At 72.8% G+C, this 22716-nt stretch carries 21 protein-coding genes, 1 pseudogene and 1 riboswitch; of the genes and pseudogenes, 8 read left to right on the top strand and 14 right to left on the bottom strand.

The annotated features are described in order from the left end of the window. Positions 1 to 4: 4 nt before the first annotated feature. On the top strand, positions 5 to 598 hold the full coding sequence (fxsA, locus tag C6N31_RS11005) for an FxsA family membrane protein (RefSeq protein ID WP_138353050.1): 594 nt from the start codon (positions 5 to 7) through the stop codon (positions 596 to 598). Between the two features lie 69 nt (positions 599 to 667). On the opposite strand, the gene C6N31_RS11000 is transcribed toward fxsA, so the two are convergent. The 4 genes and pseudogenes from C6N31_RS11000 to yczE form a co-directional block, all read right to left on the bottom strand. Then, positions 668 to 1042, bottom strand: coding sequence for an RNA polymerase-binding protein RbpA (locus C6N31_RS11000; RefSeq protein WP_138353051.1), 375 nt, complete (start codon positions 1040 to 1042; stop codon positions 668 to 670). 313 nt (positions 1043 to 1355) lie between these two features. Beyond that, positions 1356 to 2849 carry an MFS transporter gene (locus C6N31_RS10995; RefSeq protein WP_331284102.1) on the bottom strand — a complete coding sequence of 498 codons (1494 nt, stop codon included), beginning with the start codon at positions 2847 to 2849 and terminating at the stop codon, positions 1356 to 1358. Further along, a pseudogene (locus C6N31_RS10990) lies at positions 2735 to 3538 on the bottom strand (glycerophosphodiester phosphodiesterase family protein); the annotation flags it as partial. The gene C6N31_RS10995 and the pseudogene C6N31_RS10990, both read right to left, overlap by 115 nt. Then, positions 3539 to 4276, bottom strand: a complete 738-nt coding sequence (gene yczE, locus C6N31_RS10985; RefSeq protein WP_244809083.1) for a membrane protein YczE — start codon at positions 4274 to 4276, stop codon at positions 3539 to 3541. It abuts the pseudogene before it with no gap. Positions 4277 to 4372: 96 nt separating this feature from the next. Between yczE and yczR the strand changes: the two genes are divergently transcribed. Further along, positions 4373 to 5863, top strand: coding sequence for a MocR-like transcription factor YczR (yczR, locus tag C6N31_RS10980; protein WP_138353054.1), 1491 nt, complete (start codon positions 4373 to 4375; stop codon positions 5861 to 5863). 12 nt (positions 5864 to 5875) lie between these two features. Here yczR and C6N31_RS10975 read toward each other — a convergent pair whose 3' ends face one another. Next, positions 5876 to 7516, bottom strand: a complete 1641-nt coding sequence (locus tag C6N31_RS10975) for a hypothetical protein (protein WP_381586514.1) — start codon at positions 7514 to 7516, stop codon at positions 5876 to 5878. 114 nt (positions 7517 to 7630) lie between these two features. Then, positions 7631 to 7825, bottom strand: a complete 195-nt coding sequence (locus C6N31_RS10970; protein ID WP_138353055.1) for a hypothetical protein — start codon at positions 7823 to 7825, stop codon at positions 7631 to 7633. Between the two features lie 279 nt (positions 7826 to 8104). Here C6N31_RS10970 and C6N31_RS10965 point away from each other — a divergent pair, with 279 nt between their 5' ends. The 3 genes from C6N31_RS10965 to C6N31_RS10955 all read left to right on the top strand — a co-directional run bounded on the left by C6N31_RS10965 (position 8105) and on the right by C6N31_RS10955 (position 11295). Continuing rightward, positions 8105 to 8767: a nucleoside/nucleotide kinase family protein gene (locus tag C6N31_RS10965; protein ID WP_138353056.1), complete on the top strand. Its 663-nt coding sequence runs from the start codon at positions 8105 to 8107 to the stop codon at positions 8765 to 8767. A gap of 14 nt (positions 8768 to 8781) precedes the next feature. Continuing rightward, positions 8782 to 9831 carry a GNAT family N-acetyltransferase gene (locus tag C6N31_RS10960; RefSeq protein ID WP_138353057.1) on the top strand — a complete coding sequence of 350 codons (1050 nt, stop codon included), beginning with the start codon at positions 8782 to 8784 and terminating at the stop codon, positions 9829 to 9831. A 321-nt stretch (positions 9832 to 10152) separates the two neighbouring features. Next, a riboswitch (cyclic di-AMP (ydaO/yuaA leader) is annotated at positions 10153 to 10330 on the top strand. 5 nt (positions 10331 to 10335) lie between these two features. Then, a complete protein-coding gene (locus C6N31_RS10955) occupies positions 10336 to 11295 on the top strand; it encodes a M23 family metallopeptidase (protein WP_138353058.1) in 960 nt (319 codons plus the stop codon). A gap of 126 nt (positions 11296 to 11421) precedes the next feature. Here C6N31_RS10955 and C6N31_RS10950 read toward each other — a convergent pair whose 3' ends face one another. From C6N31_RS10950 to C6N31_RS10915, 8 genes are all read right to left on the bottom strand, one after another. Next, positions 11422 to 11766 (bottom strand): cupin domain-containing protein, encoded by a 345-nt coding sequence (locus tag C6N31_RS10950; RefSeq protein ID WP_138353059.1) that lies wholly within the window; start codon positions 11764 to 11766, stop codon positions 11422 to 11424. 40 nt (positions 11767 to 11806) lie between these two features. Further along, a complete protein-coding gene (locus C6N31_RS10945; protein ID WP_198357464.1) occupies positions 11807 to 14518 on the bottom strand; it encodes a helix-turn-helix transcriptional regulator in 2712 nt (903 codons plus the stop codon). A gap of 10 nt (positions 14519 to 14528) precedes the next feature. After that, complete coding sequence (locus C6N31_RS10940; protein ID WP_138353061.1) at positions 14529 to 15326, bottom strand: phytanoyl-CoA dioxygenase family protein; 798 nt, start codon at positions 15324 to 15326, stop codon at positions 14529 to 14531. 16 nt (positions 15327 to 15342) lie between these two features. Next, entirely contained in the window at positions 15343 to 15957 is a 615-nt protein-coding gene (locus tag C6N31_RS10935; RefSeq protein ID WP_381586518.1) for a TetR/AcrR family transcriptional regulator, read from the bottom strand. Continuing rightward, entirely contained in the window at positions 15954 to 17372 is a 1419-nt protein-coding gene (locus tag C6N31_RS10930) for an MFS transporter (protein ID WP_138353125.1), read from the bottom strand. The genes C6N31_RS10935 and C6N31_RS10930 overlap by 4 nt, the downstream gene beginning before the upstream one ends. A 171-nt stretch (positions 17373 to 17543) precedes the next feature. Further along, positions 17544 to 18689, bottom strand: coding sequence for a transcription termination factor Rho (gene rho / locus C6N31_RS10925; RefSeq protein WP_198357463.1), 1146 nt, complete (start codon positions 18687 to 18689; stop codon positions 17544 to 17546). 310 nt (positions 18690 to 18999) lie between these two features. After that, positions 19000 to 20214 carry a D-alanyl-D-alanine carboxypeptidase family protein gene (locus C6N31_RS10920; protein WP_198357462.1) on the bottom strand — a complete coding sequence of 405 codons (1215 nt, stop codon included), beginning with the start codon at positions 20212 to 20214 and terminating at the stop codon, positions 19000 to 19002. Positions 20215 to 20304: 90 nt separating this feature from the next. Then, positions 20305 to 21267 (bottom strand): YihY/virulence factor BrkB family protein, encoded by a 963-nt coding sequence (locus C6N31_RS10915; protein ID WP_138353065.1) that lies wholly within the window; start codon positions 21265 to 21267, stop codon positions 20305 to 20307. Positions 21268 to 21553: 286 nt separating this feature from the next. Between C6N31_RS10915 and C6N31_RS10910 the strand changes: the two genes are divergently transcribed. The 3 genes from C6N31_RS10910 (at position 21554) to C6N31_RS10900 (ending at position 22713) form a co-directional block, all read left to right on the top strand. Then, positions 21554 to 21739 carry a hypothetical protein gene (locus tag C6N31_RS10910; protein WP_138353066.1) on the top strand — a complete coding sequence of 62 codons (186 nt, stop codon included), beginning with the start codon at positions 21554 to 21556 and terminating at the stop codon, positions 21737 to 21739. Between the two features lie 148 nt (positions 21740 to 21887). Continuing rightward, the gene (locus tag C6N31_RS10905) at positions 21888 to 22253 is read left to right on the top strand and encodes a DUF1232 domain-containing protein (protein ID WP_138353067.1); all 366 of its coding nucleotides are present in this window, start codon (positions 21888 to 21890) and stop codon (positions 22251 to 22253) included. Positions 22254 to 22281: 28 nt separating this feature from the next. Continuing rightward, positions 22282 to 22713 (top strand): ATP-binding protein, encoded by a 432-nt coding sequence (locus C6N31_RS10900; protein ID WP_138353068.1) that lies wholly within the window; start codon positions 22282 to 22284, stop codon positions 22711 to 22713. The last annotated feature ends 3 nt before the right edge of the window (positions 22714 to 22716 follow it).

The following is a 22716-nucleotide window of genomic DNA, read 5'->3' as shown; positions in this document are numbered from 1 at the left end:
CCGTATGACTACCAGCACCCCGCCCCCCGTCCGTCCCCGGCGCTCGCGCGTCCGCACCTTCGCGCCGCTCGTGGTGGCGGCCTGGGCGGTCCTGGAGATCTGGCTGCTGACGGTGGTGGCCTCGGCCACCAGCGGCCTCACCGTTCTGCTGCTGCTCGTGGCGGGGTTCGTGCTCGGCGCGCTCGTGGTGAAGCGGGCCGGGCGCAGCGCCTGGCGCAGCCTGACCGTCTCCATGCAGCCCGGTGCCCCGGGAGCCCCCGGCGCTCCGGGCATCGCCCCGTCCGGGAGCGAGGCGACCGGTGCGGCGCTCGGCATGCTCGGTGGTCTGCTGCTGATGATCCCGGGCTTCGTGTCCGACGCGGCCGGGCTGCTGTGCCTCTTCCCGCCGACCCGGGCACTGCTGCGCAAGGCGGCGGACCGCGCCCTCGGGCGCCGCAAGAGCTACGACTCCGGTTCGATCGGTGATCTGTTCCAGCAGGCGCGGGTGGCCAACGAGCAGATCCGGATCCACCGTCCCGACGGCAAGGTCATCCCCGGCGAGGTCATCCAGGGCGAGGTCGTGGACCCGGACCGCAAAAACCCCGGGACAGAGCGCTGATCGGCGCTCCGCCACGGGGCAGAAGTGTTGGGCGGGCCCGTGTGTCACCACGGGCCCGATGCCTGTTGGTCAGGCGCTCTTGCGGTTGTCGCGCGGATGCACCGCGATGTTCATCGCTCCGGACCTCAGGACGGCCAGCCTCTCGGCCAGCACCTCCTCGAGTTCCTCGAGCGTGCGCCGCTCCATGAGCATGTCCCAGTGCGTGCGCGCGGGCTTGGTTTCCTTCTTCTCCGGGCCCTCTCCGTCCACCAGAAGTGCGATGGTGCCGCATGCACGGCACTCCCACTCCGACGGAATCTCGGCCTCAACCGAGAACGGCATCTCAAAGCGATGTCCGTTCCGGCATGCGTACTCAACGGTCTGGCGAGGTGCCAGATCGATACCACGGTCGGTCTCGTAGCTAGTGGCCCCGAGTCGCGTACCGCGGAGAGCTCGCTCACTCATGAATCGTGCCTCCCGGGCTTTGTCGCCCACAGGACAGGTGTCGCTGTCGTCGTCATCCGGTCAACGTCCGGTCGGCGGTGAAGATTCCCGTTGAGGGACATGCGCCCGCCCGTCGCCCACCGCCACCCTTTCTAGGAGGGCGCTGCGCGCCGCGCTTTTTCCTACCGTCGTGCCGCCCCTGTTTGTACCCACCATTGACCGTTTTGTCACATCTGTTACCAGATGTCACCCGGCGCTTAGCTATCTTTGGCGCGCAGTAACGGTCAACCCGGCGGGACAACCGCGTACACTACCGGCCCGCGACCCCCAATACCTAAATTGTGTCCGGGACGCGATTTCCCGCGGCCTCCACCGCCGCGCGCACCGGCACCCGGGCCAGCAGCACGAACCCCACCGCGAAGAAGACCACCAGCGAGATGATCGCGTCGCGATAGCTGCCGGTCAGCTGGTACGTCAGCCCGAAAAGCAGAGGTCCGAGCCAGCTCGTTCCCCGGTCGCTGACCTCGTACACGGAGAAGTACTCGGCCTCCTTGCCCCGCGGCACCAGGTGGGAAAAGAGCGATCGGGACAGCGCCTGGCTGCCGCCGAGGACCATCCCGATGGCCGCAGCGAGCGCGAAGAACCACACAGGTTCACCCGCCGGGAGGAAATATCCGGCGCCGATGGTGACGGTCCAGGCGGCCAGTGAGCCGAGCACGGTGCGCTGGGCCCCGTAGCGGGCGGCCAGCCGGCCCAGTACCAGCGCGCCGACCACGGCCAGCACCTGGACCAGCAGGATGGCGGTGATCAGCGTCCCCTGTTCCAGGCCCAGCTCCTCCGAGCCGTACACCGACGCCTGCGAGATCACCGTCTGGATGCCGTCGTTGTAGACGAGGTACGCCAGCAGGAAGGCGAGCGTCAGCGGATAGCGGCGCATGTCCCGGGCGGTGGCCGCCAGCTGCCGCCAGCCCTGGCCGAGCGCGCCCGGCCCGGCGTCGCCGGCGGACGGGCCGGCGGCGGAGCGTGGCGACGGGCGGTCCCGCAGCCGGCGCAGCGGCACCACCGTGAACACCGCCCACCACAGCCCCGCTGAGGCGAGGCAGATGCGCACCGCCGTGCCCTTGGAGACGCCGAAGGCGTCATGGCCCAGGAACAGCCCCAGGTTCGCCACCAGCATCAGCGCGCCCGCCGCGTACCCGAAGGCCCAACCCCTCGACGACACGGCGTCCCGCTCGTGCGGCTCCGCGATCTGCGACAGGAAGGCGTTGTAGAGCACCACGGACGCCGCGTACGAGACGTTCGCCACGATCAGCAGCGCGCCGCCGAGCAGATAGCGGTCGCCGGACAGGAAGAACATCCCGGCGGTCGCCGCCGCCCCCAGATAGGCGAACGCGCCCATCAGCGGCTTCTTGCGGCCGGTACGGTCCGCGACCGCGCCCGCCAGCGGCATCACCAGCACCGACAGCAGCACCGAGGCGGAGATCGTGTACGCGAAGTACGCGCCCGCCCGCACCGGGATGCCCAGCGGGTGCACATACCCGTCGGCGTCGGCGGCGGCCTTCGCGACCTCCGTGAGATAGGGGCCGAGGAAGACCGTGATCACACTCGTGGAGAAGACCGAGTTGGCCCAGTCGTAGAAATACCAGCCGTGCTGCTCGCGGCGCCGCTCCAGTGCGCGCTCCGCGACCGCCGTCTCCGTTACCGCCGTGTCCACCAGGTCCCCCGCTCGGACAACACCGTGCGCAGTGCCTCGATGTGATCGGTCATGATGCCATCCACTCCGAGGTCGAGGAGCGCGGTCATCCGGCGGGGGTCGTTGACCGTCCAGACATGGACCTGCAGACCCCGCCGGTGGGCGGCGTCGATGAACCTGCGGTCCGCCACCGGAACGCCCGCGACGCGCTCCGGCACCTGGACGCAGACCGCGCCCTGCCGTACCGCCGCGTCCAGCAGCCGCGCGGGCAGCCGCTCCAGCGGCCGGCCGCCGTACGAGCGCAGCCGCAGGCCCGCCACCCCCCGGGTGCCCAGCGAAGTGGCCAGCCGGGGTCCGGCGAGCGCCCGCAGCCGGGCCACCCGGGCCTCGGAGAACGATCCGGCGCACACCCGGTCCCACGCGTCCGCCGTACGGATCGCGTCGAGCAGCGGTCCGGCGGCGGCCTCCGCCTTCACGTCCACGTTCCACCGGGCCTCGGGAAAGGCCGCCAGCAGCTCCGCGAACGTGGAGACCGGCTCACGGCCCGCGACCCGGGCCCGGGAGACCTCGCTCCACGGTAGGGCGGCGATGGCGCCGCGCGCGTCGGTGACACGGTCCAGGGTCGCGTCGTGGAAGGCGACGAGAACGCCGTCCGACGTCAGGTGGACGTCGGTCTCCAGATAGCGGTAGCCGAGGTCGACGGCACGGCGGAAGGCGGTCAGGGTGTTCTCCAGGCCGTCCGCCGCACCTCCGCGATGGGCGAAGGCGAGGGGTGCCGGATGGTCCAGATACGGGTGGGCCGGGGGAGGGGGAGGTGCGCTCACCTACGGCAGTATGGCCGGGTCCGCGGCGGCCCCGGCCACCGGGCGGTCCCCGCAGGCCGCGACGGCCGGCGAGCGTTCCGGCCGCAGGTCCGGTTCCCGGTCCGGTTCCAGGTCCGGATCCGGCGGGGTGACCGGCTGAGCGGTCGGCTGAGCGGCCGGCTGCGGGATCTCGAAGAACCGCAGGAAGTACTGGGCGAGCGGTCCGATCGCCACCGCGTACAGCACGGTGCCCACCCCGACGCTGCCGCCCAGCAGGAAGCCGACGGCGAGCACCGTCAGTTCGATCCCGGTGCGGACCAGCCGGATCGACCGGCCCGTCCTGCGGTGCAGTCCCGTCATCAGCCCGTCGCGCGGGCCGGGTCCGAAGCGTGCCGTTATGTAGAGGCCGGTCGCCACTCCGTTGAGCACGATCGCCGCCACCAGCAGCGGGATCCGGACGCCCAGCGCGTGGACCTCCGGCAGCAGCCGCAGCGTGCCGTCCATGGCCAGACCTACGATGAAGACGTTGGACACGGTGCCGAGGCCGGGCCGCTGCCGCAGCGGCCACCACAGCAGCAGCACCGCCGCGCCCACGACGATCGACACCATGCCGATGCTCAGCCCGGAATGACCGGAGATCCCCTGGTGGAAGACGTCCCACGGGTCCAGACCGAGACCGGCGCCGACCAGGAGGCCGTCACTGGCGCCGTACAGCACCAGACCGGCATAGAGATGGACGATGCGGCGACCGGTGTGCACGGTGACCCCCTGGTGAAGGTGGCAAGATACGTGGCACTCTGTGGCATGGATGTGGGTGACCGCCACAGCCAATCCGCGAAAGGTGGACTGAATTCCATGTCGCAGTGGACTGCATCGGTAGGAGCGGCTCCGCTCGCCCGGCTGCTCGAACCCCGGCCGGCTCCCGGTGGCGGCGGCCGTCGCGTACCGGCCTACCGCGGACTCGCCGACGGCGTACGGCTGCTGGTGCTCGAAGGCCGGGTACCGGTCGCCGCCCGGCTGCCCGCCGAGCGGGAGCTCGCCCTCGCGCTGGGCGTCAGCCGCACCACCGTCGCCGCCGCGTACGAGGCGCTGCGCGCCGAGGGGTTCGCCCGCTCCCGGCGGGGCGCCGGCAGCTGGACCGCCATACCGGAGGGGCACGCGCTGCCGAGCCGGATCCTCGACCCGCTCCCGCCGGACTCCGCGGGCACCGTCATCGACCTCGGCTGCGCGGCGCTGCCCGCCCCCGAGCCGTGGCTGACCCGTGCGATGGAGGGCGCCCTGGCCGAACTCCCGGCCTACGCGGCCACCCACGGCGACTTCCCGGCCGGACTTCCGGTGCTGCGCGAGGCGATCGCCGACCGCTACACCGCCCGCGGGGTGCCCACCATGCCCGAACAGATCATGGTCACCACCGGCGCCATGGGCGCCATCGCGGCGGCGGCCCGGCGGCTCGTCGGGCTCGGTGAACGGGTCGCGGTGGAGTCCCCGAGCTACGCCAACGTGCTGGAGCTGTTCCGCGAGACCGGCGCCCGGCTGGTGCCGGTGGCCATGCGCGACAACCTCGGCGGCTGGGACATCGACGCCTGGCAGCGGGTGCTGCGCGACGCGGCGCCGCGGATGGCCTACGTCATGCCCGACTTCCACAACCCGACCGGCACCCTGGTCGGTGACGAGCAGCGCCGCGCCCTGGTCGAGACGGCCCGTGCCTCCGGGACCGTGGTGGTCGCGGACGAGACGATGGCGGAGCTGGTGCTGGACGCGGACACGACCGTGCCGCGGCCGATGGCCGCCTTCGACCGCGGTGGCACGGTGATAACCGTCGGCTCCGCGAGCAAGGCGATCTGGGCTGGGCTGCGGATCGGCTGGGTCCGGGCGGCGCCCGACGTCGTCCGCCGGCTGGTCTCCGCCCGCGCCTATCTGGACCTCGGATCCCCCGTCGTCGACCAGCTCGCCGTGGCCTGGCTGCTGCGCGGCGGCGGCTGGGACCAGGCCGTCGCCACCCGCCGCGCCCGGGCCGCCGGACACCGTGACGACCTGGTGGCGGCGCTGCGCGAGCAGACCCCGGACTGGGAGTTCACCGTGCCGGCCGGCGGTATGACGATGTGGGTGCGGACCGGTGACGTGTCGGGTTCCCGGCTCGCGGTGGCCGGCGAACGCCTCGGCGTCCGCGTCCCGTCCGGGCCCCGGTTCGGGGTCGACGGGGCCTTCGAGTCCTATGTGCGGCTGCCGTTCACGGTCGGCGGCGCCACCGCCAAGGAGGCCGTCTCCCGGCTGGCCGCCGCCGCCCACATCGTCCGCTCCGGCGGCGGCTCCGACGCCGAGGGCGCCGGCCTCTTCGTGGCCTGACCGCGCGGAGCGTCAGCGCTCCAGGTCGGCCGTCCGGCGGATCAGCGGCTGCGGCAGCGATTCCCGGTCGGGCTCCCGCTCCGGTTCGTGCTCCGGTTCGTGTTCCAGGGCGTCGGCGGGGACGTCGGCCTGGGGGAGCAGGGCGAGGACGGCCTCCCGGTCGGCCTCGCCGGTCTCCTCGTCGTACGGGTCGGGGGTGGCCGGGACCTGCAGCCGCAGCACCGGGCCGGTGCCGAGCCGGGTGTAGCCGCGGCCGGCCGGGACCTCGGCCGCCGAGGTGGTGCACTGCGGGGCGCCGAGGACGGCCCGCGCGTGCTCGGGGTCGAGCGCGCCGAGCAGGACGCGGGCGCGGGTGTGGGTGACGACGGCCGGGGTCAGTACCTCGGCGGCGTCGATCTGGTCGGCGACGGCCACCGCCACGTTGGCGGTGCGCCCGTGCCGCAGCGGGACGTCCAGCAGCAGCTGCGGGTCGGGGCGGCCCTCGGCGTGGGCGAGCTGGGTGAGCGCGGTGGGCCGGTCGACGAGGATCCACAGCGGGCGGCGGGTGTCCTCCGGCGCCGGATGCCCTGCCTGGCGGGCCCGGTTGACGGCGATCAGCCGTCGTTCGGTCTCGTGCGCCGCCCATTCGAGAGTGGCGCAGGTCCCGGCCAGGCCGCTCTCGACGGCCAGCACGCCGGGACGTCCGACGAGGCAGGCGTATTCACCGCTGCCGCTGCCGTCGATGACCACGACATCGCCGTGGCACAGCGCCTGCAGGGCGATCGACCGCAGCAGGCTGGTCGTGCCGGTGCCCGGCCGGCCCAGCGCCAGCAGATGCGGCTCGGTGGCGCGCGGCCCGGTCCGCCAGACGACGGCCGGGGCGTCGCGGACCTCGTCCCCGTCGGCGACCGGGACGGTGCGCTGGACGGCTTCGGAGTCGGTGAAGCCGAGGACGGTCTCGCCGGGCGCGGTGACGAAGCGCTGGGCGGTGATGCCGGTGGACAGCGGCCCCAGCGCGGTGAGGGTGAGGTGGTTCTCCTCCTCGTTCCAGTCGAAGCGGTACTCCCGGCCGCGCCCCGCCTTGGCGTGCAGCAGCTGCTCGACGCGGGACCGCGCCGTGGCCTCGCCGTCGGTGAAGTACGCCGGGTAGCGCAGATGCAGCCGGGCCAGCCGGCCCTCCTCGAAGGTGTACTCGGTGAAGGCGCTGTCCCAGCTGCCGTCGCGCGCGTACAGCGGTGCCGGGTCGTCGGGGTCGGACAGATACGGCACCAGCGCCTCGTACAGCGCCTGGAGCTTCCCGGACTCGGCCTCGCTGGGTCCGGTCGGCGCCGGGGCGGTGCGGTCGCGGCCCATCCAGCCGGCGCAGGCCAGCAGCGCGCCCAGTGCCAGCAGCGGGCCGTACGGCATCAGTGCGACGACGACGATCGCGGCGGCGCCGAGCAGCAGCGCGGGGCCGCGCCGGTCCTTGGGGGTGCGGGCCCACCAGCTGCGCGCCCAGCCGGCCTGCATGCGCATGCCCCGGGTGATGGTGATCAGCGGATGGAGCACGTCGGTGGCACTGTCGGCGGCGGTCCGCGCGAGTTCGCGGCTGCGCGCGAGCGACGGCCTGCTGCTCACGATGGTCGCGAACGACGGCCTGCTGCTCAGGATGCTGGGGAGGGGGCGCCTGGCCACGGATGCTCCAGTGGGTGGGTTCGCGGGAGGGTGGCGGGTCGTGGGTGACGAGGTGGGGCCCGGAGCGCCGGCATGCGGCCCCGGGCCCTGGGGCTGCCGTCGTAGACGGCCCCGCTAGATCCTGATCCCGCCCAGCAGGCTCGCAAGGCTGGCTCCGCCGGCCTTGATGCTCGGGGCGATGCCGGTGCCCGCGAGGTAGAAGCCGAAGAGGGCGCAGACGAGAAGGTGGGAGACCTTCAGTCCGTCCTTGCGGAAGAACAGGAACGCGATGACGCCGAGCAGAACGACGCCTGAGATAGACAGGATCATTGGGCTTTCTCCTGGGTGATGGGGACGGTCACCATGAGTTCTTCCAGGCTCACAAAAAGTAATGGGTACTGGAAAGTGGTAAATGGGTGATTTGTAGGAAATTTCCCCCGGATGGTCGTTCCGGAAGCCCGCCGGAGCGATCTCGGCGCGATCATTGCCGGGCCCGCCGCGGGTCATGTCCGCCGTCACGCCGATGGCGCAGCCATGTCGCCCGGACGGCCGAGTGGCCCCGCCGATCCAGGGCCAGGACGTGGCACCGCGTATGCGACGATGCCGCCCATGCGGCTGACTCCGATCACCTGGCCCCGGCTGGCCGGGACCCTCGCCGACCGGGTGGCCGGCCTCACTCCGACGGCCGCCAGGCCGTGGCTGCGGGTGGCCGTCGACGGCGCCCCGGCCGCCGGGCCCGCCGCCCTGGCGGACGCGCTCGCCGGTGAACTGCCCGCCCGCGGTCACCGCGTCCTGCGGGTGCGCGCCGCGGACTTCTGGCGGCCGGCCTCGCTGCGCTTCGAGTACGGCCGCGAGGACGCCGACGCGTACTACGACCTGTGGCTGGACACCGGCGCGCTGCGCCGCGAGGTCCTCGACCCGCTGGCGCCCGGCGGCAGCGGCCGGGTGCTGCCCTCGCTGTGGGACGCGGCCACCGACCGCGCGACCCGGGCCGGCTACGTCGAACTGCCGCCCGGCGGCGTCCTGCTGCTGGACGGTCAACTCCTGCTCGGCCAGGGGCTCGGCCTGGACCTGACGGTCCATCTGCGGCTCTCCCCGGCGGCCCTGGCCCGGCGCACCCCGGACGAGGACCGCTGGACGCTGCCCGCCTTCGGCCGGTACGCCGACGAGGTCCGTCCGGCGGAGGCCGCGGACGTCCTGGTGCACGCCGACGATCCCCGGCACCCGGCGTGGAGCGGACATCCCTTGCCGCCGGACCGCGCGGACGACTAGCGTCGCCACCCACCATGACCTTCGCGATCGCGCCGATGAGCGCCGAGCACATACCCGAGGCCGCCGCGCTGTACGACCGCTGGTCCGGACACTCCCGCAAGGGCCGGCCGCCGGGTGCCCCGACCGGCGAGGAACTGCTCGGGAAACTGCTCGCGGAACCGGACACCGAGGCCTACTTCGCCCGGGACAGCGGCGGCAGGCCCGCCGGCTATCTCGCCGCCTCCCCGCTCGACCTCGCCGAGGACACCCCCGCCGCGCTCCGCAGCCACCCGCGCTCCGCGGTGGTCCGGCACGGCGGGCACGCACCCGCGCCGGGGCAGCGCGACAACGCCGCGCTGCTCGCCCTGTACACCGAGGCGGCCGCCCGGCTCGTCGCCCAGCGCCGGCTGGTCCACTACGTCGAACTGCCGGCGTCCGGGACCGCCGCGATGGACTGGTGCCGACTGGGCTTCGGGTTCGAGGAGATGTACGGGCTGATGGCCGTCAAGCCCCGCGGCCGGCAGCCGCGCGGGGTGGACGGGCTGAGCATCCGCCGGGCCGGCCCGGGTGATCTGCCGCAGATCGGCCGGATGGCCGCGGAGTCGGCCCGCTACCAGCGGCAGTCGGCGATGTTCCTGCCGCAGTCCGACGCCGCCCTGGCCGCGATGCGCACCCGGTACACCGACACGCTCTCCGATCCCCGCTGCGCGGCCTGGATCGCCGGCCGCGGCGGTGAGGAGATCGGCATGGTGCTGCTCGCCCCGTCCCCAGCCGGTCCGGTCACCCCGGACGGCTGTGTGGAGCTGGCCGAGGCGTACGTCGAGCCGTCCGCGCGGGGCGAGGGCGTCAGCCGGATCCTGCTGGCCACCGCGGCGGCCTGGGCGTACGACCACGAGTACCGGCACATCGGCGCCCGCTGGCACTCCGCCTCGCCGCTGGCGGCGGGGCACTGGCCCGCGGTGGGCTTCCGGGTCGCGGCCTACCGCCTCAGCCGTGTCCTCGACCCGCGGATCCGCCCGGGGCACGCCGCCGGGCAGTTCGCCGGACGGGCCCAGGGGCAGGACCGGGCACCGCTCGGCACGTGACCGCGCTCACACCGGGCCCGCCGAGTGAGCGGGCTCACGCGTGTGATACGCAGAGCTGCCGCCTTCTCCACGGTGCGTTCCCGGCATACGCCTTTTATTACGCCTTCCATGTGTCGCTTCACTGAAAGTGAAGAAATCGCACACGTACAGACCGGGCCGAACGACTCAGGGTCACCGAAATGCACGGGCGGCTCCGCACGTGATATGCGGCTCATGCCCGGATGTTGCCCCGCCCTCGGGAGTTCGCTTAGCTTCGCTCTCCTGCGGGTCAAATGCTCGCAGGATCCCACCGGGTGGAACGCCTAGTCCTGCCGCTGCCCGGTGCTTTGAACACCAAACTTCTACGGCAGGAGCGGGGGACCCAGGTAAGTGCCGTTCCCGAAGGTCAGGAACGGCTTGGGGTTAAGTCGCAATGCGCCGCGCGTCCATGGCGCATGCCGCGACCGGGCAGCTCCAGCCCGAACCCGACAGCTCACCTCGCCGGCGTAGGAGAGGAACTCCCCCATGCCCGCAAAGGGAAAGCACCGTATTGGCCGCATGAGCCGGCTCACCAAGATCTGCGTCGCGGCCGGCACCGGTGGCGCCGCTCTCGCCCTGCCGCTGGCGATGTCGTCGAACGCCTTCGCCGCTGACACGCACGTGACCGCCGCGAACGTCGCCGCCACCGCCCCGACACACGCCGCGCAGCCGGCCGCCAAGGCCGCCAAGGCCGCGCCGGCGAAGACCGCCCACAAGTACAAGGTCGTCGGCGGGGACAGCCTGTCGAAGATCGCCGACGTGCACCACGTCAGCGGCGGCTGGCAGAAGCTGTACGCCGACAACAAGCAGACCGTCGGCGGCAACCCGGACCTGATCTTCCCGGGCCAGACCCTGGCCCTGGGTTCCAAGGCCGTGCCGTCGAACTCCGCTCCGTCCGCCGACCCGGCGCCGAAGTCGTCCGCGAAGTCCTCCTCGGAGACGAAGAAGGCCCCGGCGAAGAAGGCCCCGGCCAAGAGCGACTCGACCGCGAAGTCCTCGTCCTCCTCCGACAAGGCCCCCGCCGCCGCGAGCTCTTCCTCCGGCTACACCCTCCCGGTCTCGGGCGCCAACATCGGCACCCCGTACCACCAGTCCGGTTCCAGCTGGTCCAGCGGTTACCACACCGGTGTCGACTTCGTCGTGTCGACCGGCACCACCGTGAAGTCGATCGCCGCGGGCACCGTCATCTCCGCGGGCGACGGCGGCGCGTACGGCAACCAGGTCGTCATCCAGCACAGCGACGGCAAGTACTCGCAGTACGCGCACCTGTCCTCGCTGTCCGTCTCGGCCGGCGAGACCGTCACCGAGGGCCAGCAGATCGGTCTGTCCGGCGCGACCGGCAACGTGACCGGCCCGCACCTGCACTTCGAGATCCGCACCGGTCCCGACTACGGCTCGGACATCGACCCGGTCGCGTACCTGAACGAGCACGGCGTGACCGTCTGACCCGTCCCGCGACGCCGCGCGTGAACTCGCGCGCCTCGTGAGACGCGCAGTGCCCGCCTGTCCTGGAACTGACCCAGGACAGGCGGGCACTTCCGCGTTCCGCCGCGCTCCGGTACCGGTGCGCGGTCAGCCGGCAGGGTGGTTGTAGCCGAACACCCGCGCCCCGGTCTCGGAACGCGGCTGGTGGCTGGAGCCCTGTTCGAGCACGACGTAGGTACCGGGGCCGTGCCGCAGGTCGCCCTCGATCACCTCGCCCTCGGCCACGTAGTAGCCCTCGCCGACCGTCTCGTGCACATCGACGCCGGGCCACCGGGCGCCGGGTTCGAAGTCCACCACCCAGAAGCTGAGCGGGGCCGGGCCGGGCAGCTCGCGCAGCAGGATGCCGGGGCCGATCTCGGTGGTGGGCACATCGTCGACGTGGAGGGTCAGGACACTTCCCGGGGTTCTCGGAGCCTGATCAGGTGCGTTCATCCGGTCAGCATCTCCCGGCCGGCCCGTTCTCCGGGGGCGATCACTCGAAAAGGGCGGAGAGTTCGCCGCGGGAGGCGATACCGAGCTTCGGGTACGCCTTGTACAGGTGGTAGCCGACGGTGCGCGGGCTGAGGAACAGCCGGGCCGCGATGTCCCGGTTGGACATCCCCTGCCCGGCGAGCCGGGCGATCTGCAGCTCCTGCGGCGTGAGCCCGGCGAGTACGCCCGGCTCCCGGCTCTGCGGGGCGACCGTGCCGGTCGCCCCGAGTTCGCTGCGCGCCCGGTCCGCCCACGGCCGGGTACCCAGCCGCTCGAACACGTCGAGCGCGGCCCGCAGTTGGCCGCTCGCCTCGCTCTTGCGACGGGCCCGGCGCAGCCATTCGCCGTACAGCAGCGCGGTACGGGCGTGCTCCAGCGGGCGGCGGTGCTCGTCGTGCAGCTTCAGCGCCGCCGTGAAGTGCGCCTCGGCCTCGGAGTCCGCGGCGAGCAGCGCCCGGCAGCGCAGCACCAGTGCGTCGGACCAGGGCTGCCGGGAGCGGGCCGCCCAGTGTTCGAAACGGGCGAACGGCCCGGCGGCGCGCGGGCCGAGACCCAGCCGGACGGCCGCCTCGACGAGGTCGGGGGTGCTGCGGGTGGCGCAGAAGTGGTGCCGCAGCGGTTCATGGGTGAGCCGCTCCAGGCCGTCGAGTGCCGACTGCGCCCGGCCCAGGCCCAGATCGAGCATGCCCTGCGCCCAGTACGACCAGGGCGCGCCGGGCGGCATCGCGGCGCCGGCGACGACGGCGAGCGCGTCGTCCGTGTACGTCCGGCAGCGCTCCTCGTCACCCTCGACGGCCGCCAGATAGCCCAGCACGCTGCTGAACTGGCTGGTCCACTGCTGCTGTCCGGTGTCCCCGGCGATCCGCAGCGCCTCTTCGGCGGTGGCCAGCGCGTCACGGTGCCGGCCCGCGAACACCTCCGCCTCTGCCATGAAGAAGAGCACCGTCGGCAGCCGGCCGATACCGCCCCGGTCGCGGCTCTCGGCGGCGAGCGCGGAGGCCAGTTCATGGGCCTCGTCGTCCTGCCCGACGGCCAGCCCGGCGCCGCACAGCAGCATCAGGTCGCGCGGATCACGGGATCCGGCGGCGCGGGCCGCGGTGACGGCGGCGGTCAGGTCCGGCGGCCCGCCGGCGGCCGGCGGGCCGAGGGCGGCGGTGATGAAACGGGCCACCGGTGTCACGGGATCCGTCGCGGGCAGCACCAGCGCGTCCAGCCGCGCCACCGTGTCCGCGACGTCCTGTTCACCGAGGTACCAGGCGGTGTGGGCGGCCTGCATGAGCATCCGCGCGGCGCGCTGGGGATCGGCGGCGGCCGCGTGATCGGCGCCGTCGATCAGCAGCCGGTGCGCGGTGGGGAAGGAGCCGCTCAGGAAGTCCGACAGGGCCCGGACATGGTGCAGCCGGGCCGTCAGCCCGGGATCGTCGGTCCGGCGCGCGGCCTGTCCGGCGAAGTCGCGGGCCCGGTCGAGCTCACCTGCCTCGGAGGCCGCCTCGGCCGCCAGGGCGAGCCGCCGGGTCGTCGCCGCGGGGTCGGTGCTGAGGCGGGCGGCCCGTTCGAAGGCGAGGGCGGCCGCCCCGTAGCCGCTGCGGTCCCTGGCCCGTCCCGCGGTGTCCTCCAGCGCGGTGGCCGCCGTCTCGTCGGGGCCGGTCGCGGCGGACGCCAGATGCCAGGCCCTGCGGTCCGCGTCCTGCGGGGCGTCCAGGATCGCCGCCAGTGCCTGATGCGCGGTCAGCCGGTCGGCCAGCGGCGCACGTTGGTAGACCGCTGCCCGGACCAGCGGATGGCGGAAGCGCAGCCGGTCGTCGTCCAGCCGGATCAGACCGCCCTCCTGCGCGGGCGGCAGGTCCGCCGCGCCGGCGCCCAGCGCCCCGGCCGCCCGCAGGACGGCCCGCAGATCACCGGTGTGGTCGGCGGCCGCGACGAGCAGCAGCAGCTGGGTGGCGGGCGGCAGATGGCTGACCCGGCCGTGGAACGCCATGTGCAGCCGGCTGGTGAGCGGTAGCGCGCCCGGCCGGAACCGGCCGTCGGGGCGCTCCGCCTGGAACGCGACCGGCAGTTCCAGCAGCGCCAGCGGGTTGCCCTGGGCCTCGCTGAGGACGCGGTGCCGGACGGTGGGGGACAGCCCGTCGCCGTGCAGCGCGAGCAGGGCGCCCGCCGACGCCGGCGGCAGTCCGCGCAGCCGCAGTTCGGGAAGGCCGGGGGCGGGGAAACTGCCCTCGCCGTCACGCGCCGCGAGGACCAGGACGATCCCCTCGGCGTGCAGCCGCCGGGCGGCGAACATCAGCGCGTCGGCGGACACCCGGTCCAGCCACTGCGCGTCGTCCACGACGCACAGCAGCGGTCCGTCGCCCGAGTGCGCGGACAGCAGGGACAGCACGGCGAGCCCGACGAACATCGGGTCAGGGGCCGCCCCGACGGTCATCCCGAACGCCGCCTCCAGCGCGAGCCGCTGGGGTTCGGGAAGCACGCCGAGCGAACCCATCGCGGGACGCAGCAGCAACTGGAGCCCGGCGAAGGGCAGTTCCGCCTCGAACTCGGTGCCGGAACCACGGACGACCGTCATCCCGCCGGCCGCGTCGACCGTGTCGTCGAGCAGCGCCGTCTTCCCGATGCCCGCCTCGCCGCGCAGCACCAGCACCCCGCTGCGGCCCGCCCGGGCAGCGGCCAGCAGCTCCCCGATCGCCGCCTGCTCCTCGGTACGCCCGTGCAACATGCCCTGAACGCTATCCAACGGTCCGACCGCCGCCGATGCCGGGAGAGCCTTCCAGGCCTCGCCGGATCGCGGTCTCCACCGGGCAGTAGGCGCCGTTGGACCGTTCCAGCTCGTAGTGGACCGCAGGGAACAGCGGGGGCTGGGCCATGAACCGGGGGCGGCTGCCGTGGTGCGGCTGGGCCGCGTGCACCAGGAAGGGATGGCACAGATAGACGTCCCCGGGGCTGCCGGTGGCCAGCGCGACCGGCCGGTGCGCGCTCACCTCGTCGATGCGGGGAGCAATCTCCAGGATCGACGCCCCCTCCTCGCCGAACGGCCGCAGGACCGGCGGAACGTCCAGGTGCGAGCCGACCCGGATCCGGGTCGGCGCGTCCTCGGGGCCGGTCTCGGTGAAGAGGAACAGCATCAGCAGCGCCCGGCCCTCGGAACGGAGGTTGGCGAACGGCCACTTCTCGCCCTCGCGGTAGTAGCTGCCCTCGATGTGCCAGCCGGCGTCGTCGGGCTCCTGCGGGTGCGGGAAGCGGAGCGGGAAGGAGCCCAGCGAGGGCCGCGGCACCCAGCGGCCGGGGCCGACCAGATGGTCGAACGCGTCGTGCAGAACCGGGGTGTTGGCGGCCTCGACGAAGGGGGCGTCCGACATGTCGGAGACCCAGTGCACCGGTTCCGTCCACGAGGCCGGGTCGTCCGGATCGGTGCCGGTCTTCGCCCAGAGCAGCTCCGCGCAGGCCCGCGCGGTCTCCTCGGAGAAGGCCCGTTCGATCCTGATGAAGCCGTTGTCGAGGAACTGTTCGATCGTCGTAGGGTCCACCCGACCATCCTCACCGTTACCGGGCGGCGGGAGCCAACGGGTTTCCGGCCGGAGTGATGAGCTTCTGGAGCGCGGGGGCACACCGCTCGACGAGGGCCGGGACGGTCATCGCGCGGACCGCCTCGCCGCGCGCGATCCCGTAGACGGCGCCGAGGCCCAGCAGCATGCCCACGGTGAGTTCGGCCCGCAGCTGGGCTTCGGGACCGCTCAGCCGCCGGGCGAGGCCGGCGATGACCTGCTCGCGGAAATTGGCGCGCAGGATGTCGCCCTGGCCCTCCGCGGAGTGGAGCGGTGCGAAGACGATCCTCAGGATGGGGTCGATGCCGCGCTCGTTCTGGCTGGTGAGGACCTGGGTGACCATGTGCCGGCCCAGCTCGTCCAGCGGGGCGTCCAGGAGTGCTTCCGCGTCCGACTCGAAGGAGATGATGCGGGCGAAGAGCTTCTCCTTGTTGCCGAAGTACTTCACGATCAGCGGCGCGCTCACCCCGGCCCGCTCCGCGATGGCCTTGAGGGTGATGTCGCCGTAGGCGCGCCGGCCCAGCATGGTGCGGGCGGCGCGCAGGATCGCGGCCTTGGTGGCGTCGGCGTCACGGCGCGGGGTGTCGGGGGCGGCTGTCGTCATGGGACTCATGCTCCCTCCAGCGCGGGGTCCGCGGTGGCCTCGGAGCGCTGCGCGGGCCGTGTCGGAGTGCCGCGCCGGCCGCCGGGGATCGACACGGCCGCGAGGAAGGCGAGGATCGCGACGCCGCCGGCCACGGTGAAGGCGATCAGGTAGCCGCGCAGCGTCGGGATCTCCAGGCCGCCGATCGGCGCCGTGTGGTGGATCAGGATCGCCGCGACCGCGGCGCTGCAGGTGGCCTGGCCGACGGTGCGCATGAGGACGTTGACGCCGTTGGCGGACGCGGTCTGGCCGGCCGGGACGGCGCGCAGGATCAGCGTCGGAAGGGCGGAGTAGGCCAGCGTGGTCCCCGACGCGACGACGGAGGCGCCGACGATGATCGCCCACAGCTGCCGGCTGTCCGCGATGCGCAGCACATAGCCGAGGGTCAGCAGCACGGCTCCGGCGGCGAGGGTGAACTTCGGGCCGCGGGCCGCCGATATCCGGGCCGAGACCGGGGACAGCAGCAGCATGATGATGCCGCTGGGCAGCAGGCACAGCCCGCTCGCCACGATGGACAGCCCCAGCCCGTAGCCGGTCTCCTTGGGCGCCTGCACCAGTTGGGCGGTCACCAGCGAGTTGGCGTAGAAGGCGAAGCCCGCGAGGAGCGCGGCGATGTGCGGCAGCGCGACGCGCGGGCTGGCGGCCAGCCGCAGGTCCACCAGCGGGCTGGTGGCGCGCAGTTGCTGCCACCGCCACCCGGCGAGGATGACGACGGAGGCCACGGCCAGGCTCAGCACGGCCGGGCTGGTCCAGCCCCACTGGCCGCCCTGGGAGACCGCCAGCAGCAGGCAGACGAGTCCGGCCGCCAGTCCGGCGGCGCCGGTGAAGTCGAAACGGCCGGGGGAGCGGATCGGCGACTCGCGCACGACCCACCAGGCCAGCCCGAGGCCGAGCGCGCCCAGGGCGGTGGTGGCCCAGAACATGACGTGCCAGTCGGCGTACTGCACGATCAGGGCGGCCAGCGGCAGTCCGAAGGCGGCACCGATGCCGACGGTCGAACTCATCATCGCCACGGCGGAGCCGGTCCGGTGCGGGGGCAGCTCGTCGCGCAGGATGCTGATGGACAGCGGTACGACGGCGGCGGCGGCGCCCTGCAGGGCGCGGGCGGCGATCAGCAGCCGGATGTCGGAGGTCACGGAGCACAGCAGGGAACCGAAGGTCATCAGCCCGAGCGCGATCAGCAGCACGCGGCGCTTGCCGTACATGTCGCCGGCCCGGCCCAGTACGGGGGTGAGAACGGCTCCGGCCAGCAGGGTCGCGGTGACCATCCAGGAGACGCCGGCGGGCGAGGCGCCGGTGAGGCGCGGCAGATCGGGGAGGAGCGGCACCACGACGGTCTGCATGATCGCCATGAGGATTCCGCCGAATGCCAGGACGGGGACCATGAGCCGTTTCCGGAAGTCCACGGGGCGCGCTCCATGAGACGTGAGGGAGGTGAATGGACGTTCACCAGATGAGGTGAATTATTATTCACTGCCAAACGTCTTCCGGTCGAGTACGGCCGGAGGGAGCCGGTCGGGGTTACGCCCGGACGGTCGGCTCAGGTGTTCAGGTGTTCAGGCGCCGGGGACCGTGCGCTGGATCTGCTGGAGGAACGTGGCGTTGTCCGGGGACTGCCGCATCCGGTCGAGCAGTATTTCGAGGGTCTGCTGGGTGTCCCTGGACTGCAGGGCCCGGCGCAGGCCGCGCACGGCCGCCAGCTCGGCGGCGGGCAGCAGCAGCTCCTCGCGCCGGGTGCCGGACGGGGTCACGTCGATGGCCGGGAAGATCCGCTTCTCGGCGAGCGAGCGGTCCAGCCGCAGTTCCATGTTGCCGGTGCCCTTCAGCTCCTCGAAGAAGTAGTCGTCGGCCCGGGAGCCGGTGTCGACGAGCGCGGTCGCGAGGATGGTCAGGGAGCCGCCCTCTTCGGCGCAGCGCGCGGCGCCGAAGAGCCGCTTGGGCGCCTGCACCGCGGCGGAGTCGACACCGCCGCTGAGGGTGCGGCCGTTGCCGGGCGCCGCGTTGTTGTGGGCGCGGCACAGCCGGGTGATCGAGTCGAGGAGTATCACCACGTCCTGGCCGAGCTCGACGAGGCGCTTGGCGCGTTCGACGGCCAGTTCGGCGAGGGCGATGTGCTCCTTGGCCGGGCGGTCGAACGTCGAGGCGAGCACCTCGCCGCGCACCGACCGGCGCATGTCGGTGACCTCCTCGGGGCGTTCGTCCAGGAGGACGACCATGAGGTGGGCATCGGGGTGGTTGACGGCGACGGAGTTGGCCAGGCTCTGCAGGAGCAGGGTCTTGCCGGTCTTGGGCGGGGCCACGATGAGCCCGCGCTGGCCCTTGCCGACCGGTGCGACGAGGTCGACGAGCCGGGTGGTGAGGGCGCTGGGCGAGGTCTCCAGCCGCAGCCGCTCACGCGGGTGGACGGGGGTGAGATCACCGAAGTGCGGGCGGACGCCGGGAGCACCGGCTTCGCGGCCGTTGATCCGTTCGACGGTGCCGAGGGCACGCGGCCGGTCGGCGGTGCCTTCGACGCGGTCACCCTTGCGCAGGCCGTACTTGCGGATCTGAGCCGTTGTCACCTGCGGGTCGTCGGGCGTCGGGTGGTAACCGCCGGTGCGCAGGAAGCCCTGGTTGCCGACGATGTCGAGGACGCCGGTGACCGGCGTCGGGAGGGTGGTGCGGGTGGTTCTGGCAGGGGGGTGTTCGAGTGTGGTGGTCATGCTGGGTCCTTTCACGGACATGCCAAAGAAGGGTCCCGGCGGGGGCGGAGTGAGGGTGCGGACGTGTCACGCACCACTGGCTTGCCGACCCGCGAGGGAGAAGGAAGGAGATTCACTGCCGGGCGGCCGGTCCAGAAGGACGGAATTCGCCACGGCGGGGAGTGGAACAAGCACCGGCGCCGAGAAGCGGCGTACTCAAGTGCTGTTCGCACTGTAGCACGCCGCTTCGGGTGGCCGGGGGAATTCCGCCGGAAAGCCGTCGGAAGGCCGTCGGGAACAGCCTTCCACCGCTCTTTCCGGCCTGTCGCGGTCAGCGCGAGCGGAGGTACCGGCGGCGGGCGAAAACGGTACCGGCGGCGGCCGCCACCAGGGCGCCCGCGGCGGCGGACCAGGTCCAGCCGTTCCGGAGCGAGGCGGATTCCGAGGCGGGAGCGGTGGTCATCACCGGTGCCAGCGCGGCGGCCGCCGGCCGGCGCGGCGCCGAGGCGGGGACGGCGCGGGTGACGGTGTTCAGCGTGCCGACCGAGCCGTTCACCCCGGCGGCCTCGAAGCCCCAGTCCAGCAGGGCGCGGGCCTCCTTGTACACGGCCTGTGCGACCCCGGACTGCGGGTTCATCACCGTGGCGATCAGCGTGCGGTCACCGCGCTGGGCGGCGGCGATCAGGGTGTTGCCCGCGTTCGTGGTGTAGCCGTTCTTCACCCCGATGATCCCCGGGTACGTCCCCACACCGTCGGCCCCGGTCAGCAGGCGGTTGGTGTTCTGGATCTGGAACGGCGGCACCTCCCTGCCCCTGGAGTCGGTGCCGCCCGGGAACATCGCGGTGGCGGTGGAGGTGTAGCCGGCGAAGTACGGGGTGGCGAGTCCGGCACGGGCGAAGAGCGTCAGGTCGTAGGCCGACGAGACCTGGCCGGGGGCGTCGTACCCGTCGGGCGAGACCACCTCGGTGTCGTCGGCGCCGAGCATCCGCGCCTTGGCCTGCATCTGGGAGACCGTCAGGGGCACCGAACCGTTCATCCGGGCGAGTACATGGACCGCGTCGTTGCCCGAGCTGAGGAACACCCCGCGCCACAGGTCGGCCACCGTGTACGTCTGGCCCGCCTGCACCCCGACCCGGCTGCTGCCCGCTCCGATACCGGACAGCTCGTCCTCGGTCACGGTGTGGGTGGTCTCCTGCGCGAAGCGCGGCAGGACGGTGACGGCGAAGAGGGTCTTGAGAGTGCTGGCCGGCGGCAGCGCGCGGTGCGCGTCCTTGGCCGCGAGCACCTGACCGGTGCGCGCGTCGGCCACCAGCCAGGACAGGGCCGACAGGCCGGCGGGCAGCGCGGGCGAGCCGGACTTCGGCAGGACGTGCACCCCCGGCCGCGCCAGCGTCGCGCCGCCGATGACGGTGCGGCCGGGTCCGTGGCCGTCGTCACCGTGGGCGAACGCCGGGGCGGCCGGGCAGCTGACGGTCAGACAGACGGCGGTGAGAACCGCCGCGCGGGACCGGAGGGACGGTGTGCGGGCAGGACCGGAAACAGTCATGGGTTCACGGTAGGAACGCTTTCGCCCGTTCTGCGCGGTGACCTGCTCCATACGGTGGAGCAAGCGGCCGGACGGAGGAACCCCGGCGGGTTACGCGCCCTCAGAAACCTGTTCGGACAGCGGATCTGACCGGTCGTCGGAGACCGCCCGGGCGCTGCGCCCCTTGGCCAGCTCGGCGTTGAAATGCGCGCCGACGAGCAGCGCGATGTGGGACACCCACAGCCAGACCAGGAACACGACGGTCCCGGCCAGCGACCCGTACAGCCGGTTGTACGTCCCGAAGACGGAGACGTAGAGGGCGAACCCCACCGAGGAGAGCAGCCACAGCACGACGGCCAGCGCACCGCCCGGCGCCATCGCGCGCAGGGGCCGGAACCTGGCGGGTCCCGAGCGGAACAGGATCAGGACCAGAACCGTCGCCAGACACAGCAGCAGCGGCCACTTCACCACGTTCCAGCTGGTCACCGCCGCCTCGTCCATCCCCAGCACCTGTCCGGCACGACGGGCCAGCTGACCCGTCGCCATCAGGGTGACCGCGCTGCAGACCAGCAGGGTGAGCAGCACCAGCGCGGTGATGACGATGCGCGGCGCGGTCCGCCAGGCCGGCCGGTGGTCGGTCACGCCGTACATCGAGTGCAGCGCCCGCCGGAAGACGGCGAGATAGCTGGAGGCGGACCACATCGCCGCCACCGTGCCGCTGGCCGCCAGGAACCACGCCGCCGAGTGCTCCTGTGCCATGTCCTTCATGGTGCCCGCGACGAGCTGCCGCGACTCGGCCGGCACCACCGCTGTGACCTGGGCGATGAGATCGCTGGTCGAGGCGGTCCCGGCCAGGCCGATCACCGAGACCGTCACCAGGAGGGTGGGGAACAGGGCGAGCATGGCGTAGTACGTGAGCGCCGCGGCCCGCTCGGAGGCGTCCTCGTCCCAGGCGGCGACGGCCGCGCCGCGCAGCGCCGTCAGGATCAGCCGCCGGCGTCCGGTCGCCCGGGCGACCGCCGCGGGCTCGCGGCCGGTGGGCCCCAGGGCCAGTACGGCCTGCTCGTCGATCATTCCGGCTCCTCGGTGGAACGGTGTGCAGCGGATGCTGCCCGGTGGAACGGTGCCCGTCGAGACGGTGCTCGCTGAACGGTACGGAGTCGGCGGTGTGCCGGTCTGCCGGTCGGATACCCGGGAACGGCCGGTCCAGCCCGACCCGGAGCCGGACACGGTTGCCGGGCATCCGGCGGTTGAAGGGCCGAATGCGGGCAAGACGCAGGGATGACCGATCAGTTGTGGACATCGTGTGAACCTCCGGTGTGCTCGGGAGGCTCAAAAAAGCTTGGGAAAGGAAGTCCGGATGCTCGCCATCGCCGCGGCCGTCGTCTTCGCGGTCGCCTTCATCATCAACGCGACCGAAACCTCGACGGACATCGTATTCGCACCCGGTAGCCTCCAGCTCGTGGGGCTCGTGCTGGTCGCCCTCCACCTGGCGGGACTCGGCTCCGGATGGTCCGTCCCCAGCCGCCGCCGGCGCCGCCGCTGACCGCGGACGCCGCGGGCGGACGGGCGGAGAAAGCCGCGGACGGATGTCCGGGGAACACTGAGGTGGCCACCGGCGAGTGGCGCGGCCGGAGCGGGTACAAGACTCCGGACGGGCGCCCGCCGGGCCGGCCCGCCGACTGGAGGACCGGATGAGCGACACCACCCTGGTATGGACCCTGGCGGCACTGGCCGTCGTGGTCATGCTGGTCATCGCCGTACGGCTGGCCGTGCGCCTGGTCCGGGTACGCCGGCTGCTGGTGGCCGCCCATGTTCCGCTGACCGGGAAGGCGATGTTCTGGGGAGCCATCGCCTATCTCGTCTGCCCGGTCGATCTGCTGCCCGACCCGATCCTGATCGACGACATCGGCGTGCTGTGGCTGGCCGTGCGCGCCCTGGAGAGCGCGGCCCGCCGGGCGGGCATCGGCCCGGGCGAGCCGGACGGCGACCGCCCGGCGGCTCCCGCCACGCATGGAACACCGCCGCTGGGGCAGAGGGCGAAGAGAACGAGCACGTGACCGGCGAGGCAGAAGGGGCTCACCCCACATGCTGGATGTACTCACCACCGTGACGGAGCCTCTGCGGCGATCGGTCCGCTACTCGGGCAGAGACGGCAGCATCGCGGCCGCCCGCGACACGGCCGCCGCGTTCCTCGACGACCTCGCCCCGGACCGCGCCGCCCCCGTGCCCGGTGAGCGTGCCGAGGAGATCCTGCTGGTCGTGAGCGAGCTGGTGACCAACGCCGGACGCTACGCCCCCGGGCCGTACGAGATGGAGCTGAGCTACTGCGGCGGCGCCGTCGAGATCACGGTCTGGGACACCAGCTCCCAGCTGCCCCGGCGGTTCGAGCCCGACCCGCTGCGGATCGGCGGTCACGGGATGGAGATCGTCCGCCGGCTGTGCCGGCAGGTCACCGCCGAGCGCGTCCACGGCGGCAAGCGCGTCACCGCCCGCCTGGACGTGGACCGGCCGGCCTGAAGT

Source organism: Streptomyces fildesensis (assembly GCF_016107395.1).
In the GTDB taxonomy this organism is placed as follows: Bacteria; Actinomycetota; Actinomycetes; order Streptomycetales; family Streptomycetaceae; genus Actinacidiphila; species Actinacidiphila fildesensis.
Note: the sequence above shows the minus strand (reverse complement) of the source record. Positions and strands in the feature narration are given on the sequence as shown.

What these genes read in the sequence shown, in the direction of transcription:
- fxsA (WP_138353050.1), top strand. Translation starts at nt 5, where the DNA reads ATGACTACCAGCACCCCGCCCCCCGTCCGTCCCCGGCGCTCGCGCGTC.
- C6N31_RS11000 (WP_138353051.1), bottom strand. Translation starts at nt 1,042, where the DNA reads ATGAGTGAGCGAGCTCTCCGCGGTACGCGACTCGGGGCCACTAGCTAC.
- yczR (WP_138353054.1), top strand. Translation starts at nt 4,373, where the DNA reads ATGTCGCAGTGGACTGCATCGGTAGGAGCGGCTCCGCTCGCCCGGCTG.
- C6N31_RS10970 (WP_138353055.1), bottom strand. Translation starts at nt 7,825, where the DNA reads ATGATCCTGTCTATCTCAGGCGTCGTTCTGCTCGGCGTCATCGCGTTC.
- C6N31_RS10965 (WP_138353056.1), top strand. Translation starts at nt 8,105, where the DNA reads ATGCGGCTGACTCCGATCACCTGGCCCCGGCTGGCCGGGACCCTCGCC.
- C6N31_RS10960 (WP_138353057.1), top strand. Translation starts at nt 8,782, where the DNA reads ATGACCTTCGCGATCGCGCCGATGAGCGCCGAGCACATACCCGAGGCC.
- C6N31_RS10955 (WP_138353058.1), top strand. Translation starts at nt 10,336, where the DNA reads ATGCCCGCAAAGGGAAAGCACCGTATTGGCCGCATGAGCCGGCTCACC.
- C6N31_RS10950 (WP_138353059.1), bottom strand. Translation starts at nt 11,766, where the DNA reads ATGAACGCACCTGATCAGGCTCCGAGAACCCCGGGAAGTGTCCTGACC.
- C6N31_RS10945 (WP_198357464.1), bottom strand. Translation starts at nt 14,518, where the DNA reads ATGTTGCACGGGCGTACCGAGGAGCAGGCGGCGATCGGGGAGCTGCTG.
- C6N31_RS10935 (WP_381586518.1), bottom strand. Translation starts at nt 15,957, where the DNA reads ATGAGTCCCATGACGACAGCCGCCCCCGACACCCCGCGCCGTGACGCC.
- C6N31_RS10930 (WP_138353125.1), bottom strand. Translation starts at nt 17,372, where the DNA reads ATGGTCCCCGTCCTGGCATTCGGCGGAATCCTCATGGCGATCATGCAG.
- rho (WP_198357463.1), bottom strand. Translation starts at nt 18,689, where the DNA reads ATGACCACCACACTCGAACACCCCCCTGCCAGAACCACCCGCACCACC.
- C6N31_RS10920 (WP_198357462.1), bottom strand. Translation starts at nt 20,214, where the DNA reads ATGACTGTTTCCGGTCCTGCCCGCACACCGTCCCTCCGGTCCCGCGCG.
- C6N31_RS10915 (WP_138353065.1), bottom strand. Translation starts at nt 21,267, where the DNA reads ATGATCGACGAGCAGGCCGTACTGGCCCTGGGGCCCACCGGCCGCGAG.
- C6N31_RS10910 (WP_138353066.1), top strand. Translation starts at nt 21,554, where the DNA reads ATGCTCGCCATCGCCGCGGCCGTCGTCTTCGCGGTCGCCTTCATCATC.
- C6N31_RS10905 (WP_138353067.1), top strand. Translation starts at nt 21,888, where the DNA reads ATGAGCGACACCACCCTGGTATGGACCCTGGCGGCACTGGCCGTCGTG.
- C6N31_RS10900 (WP_138353068.1), top strand. Translation starts at nt 22,282, where the DNA reads ATGCTGGATGTACTCACCACCGTGACGGAGCCTCTGCGGCGATCGGTC.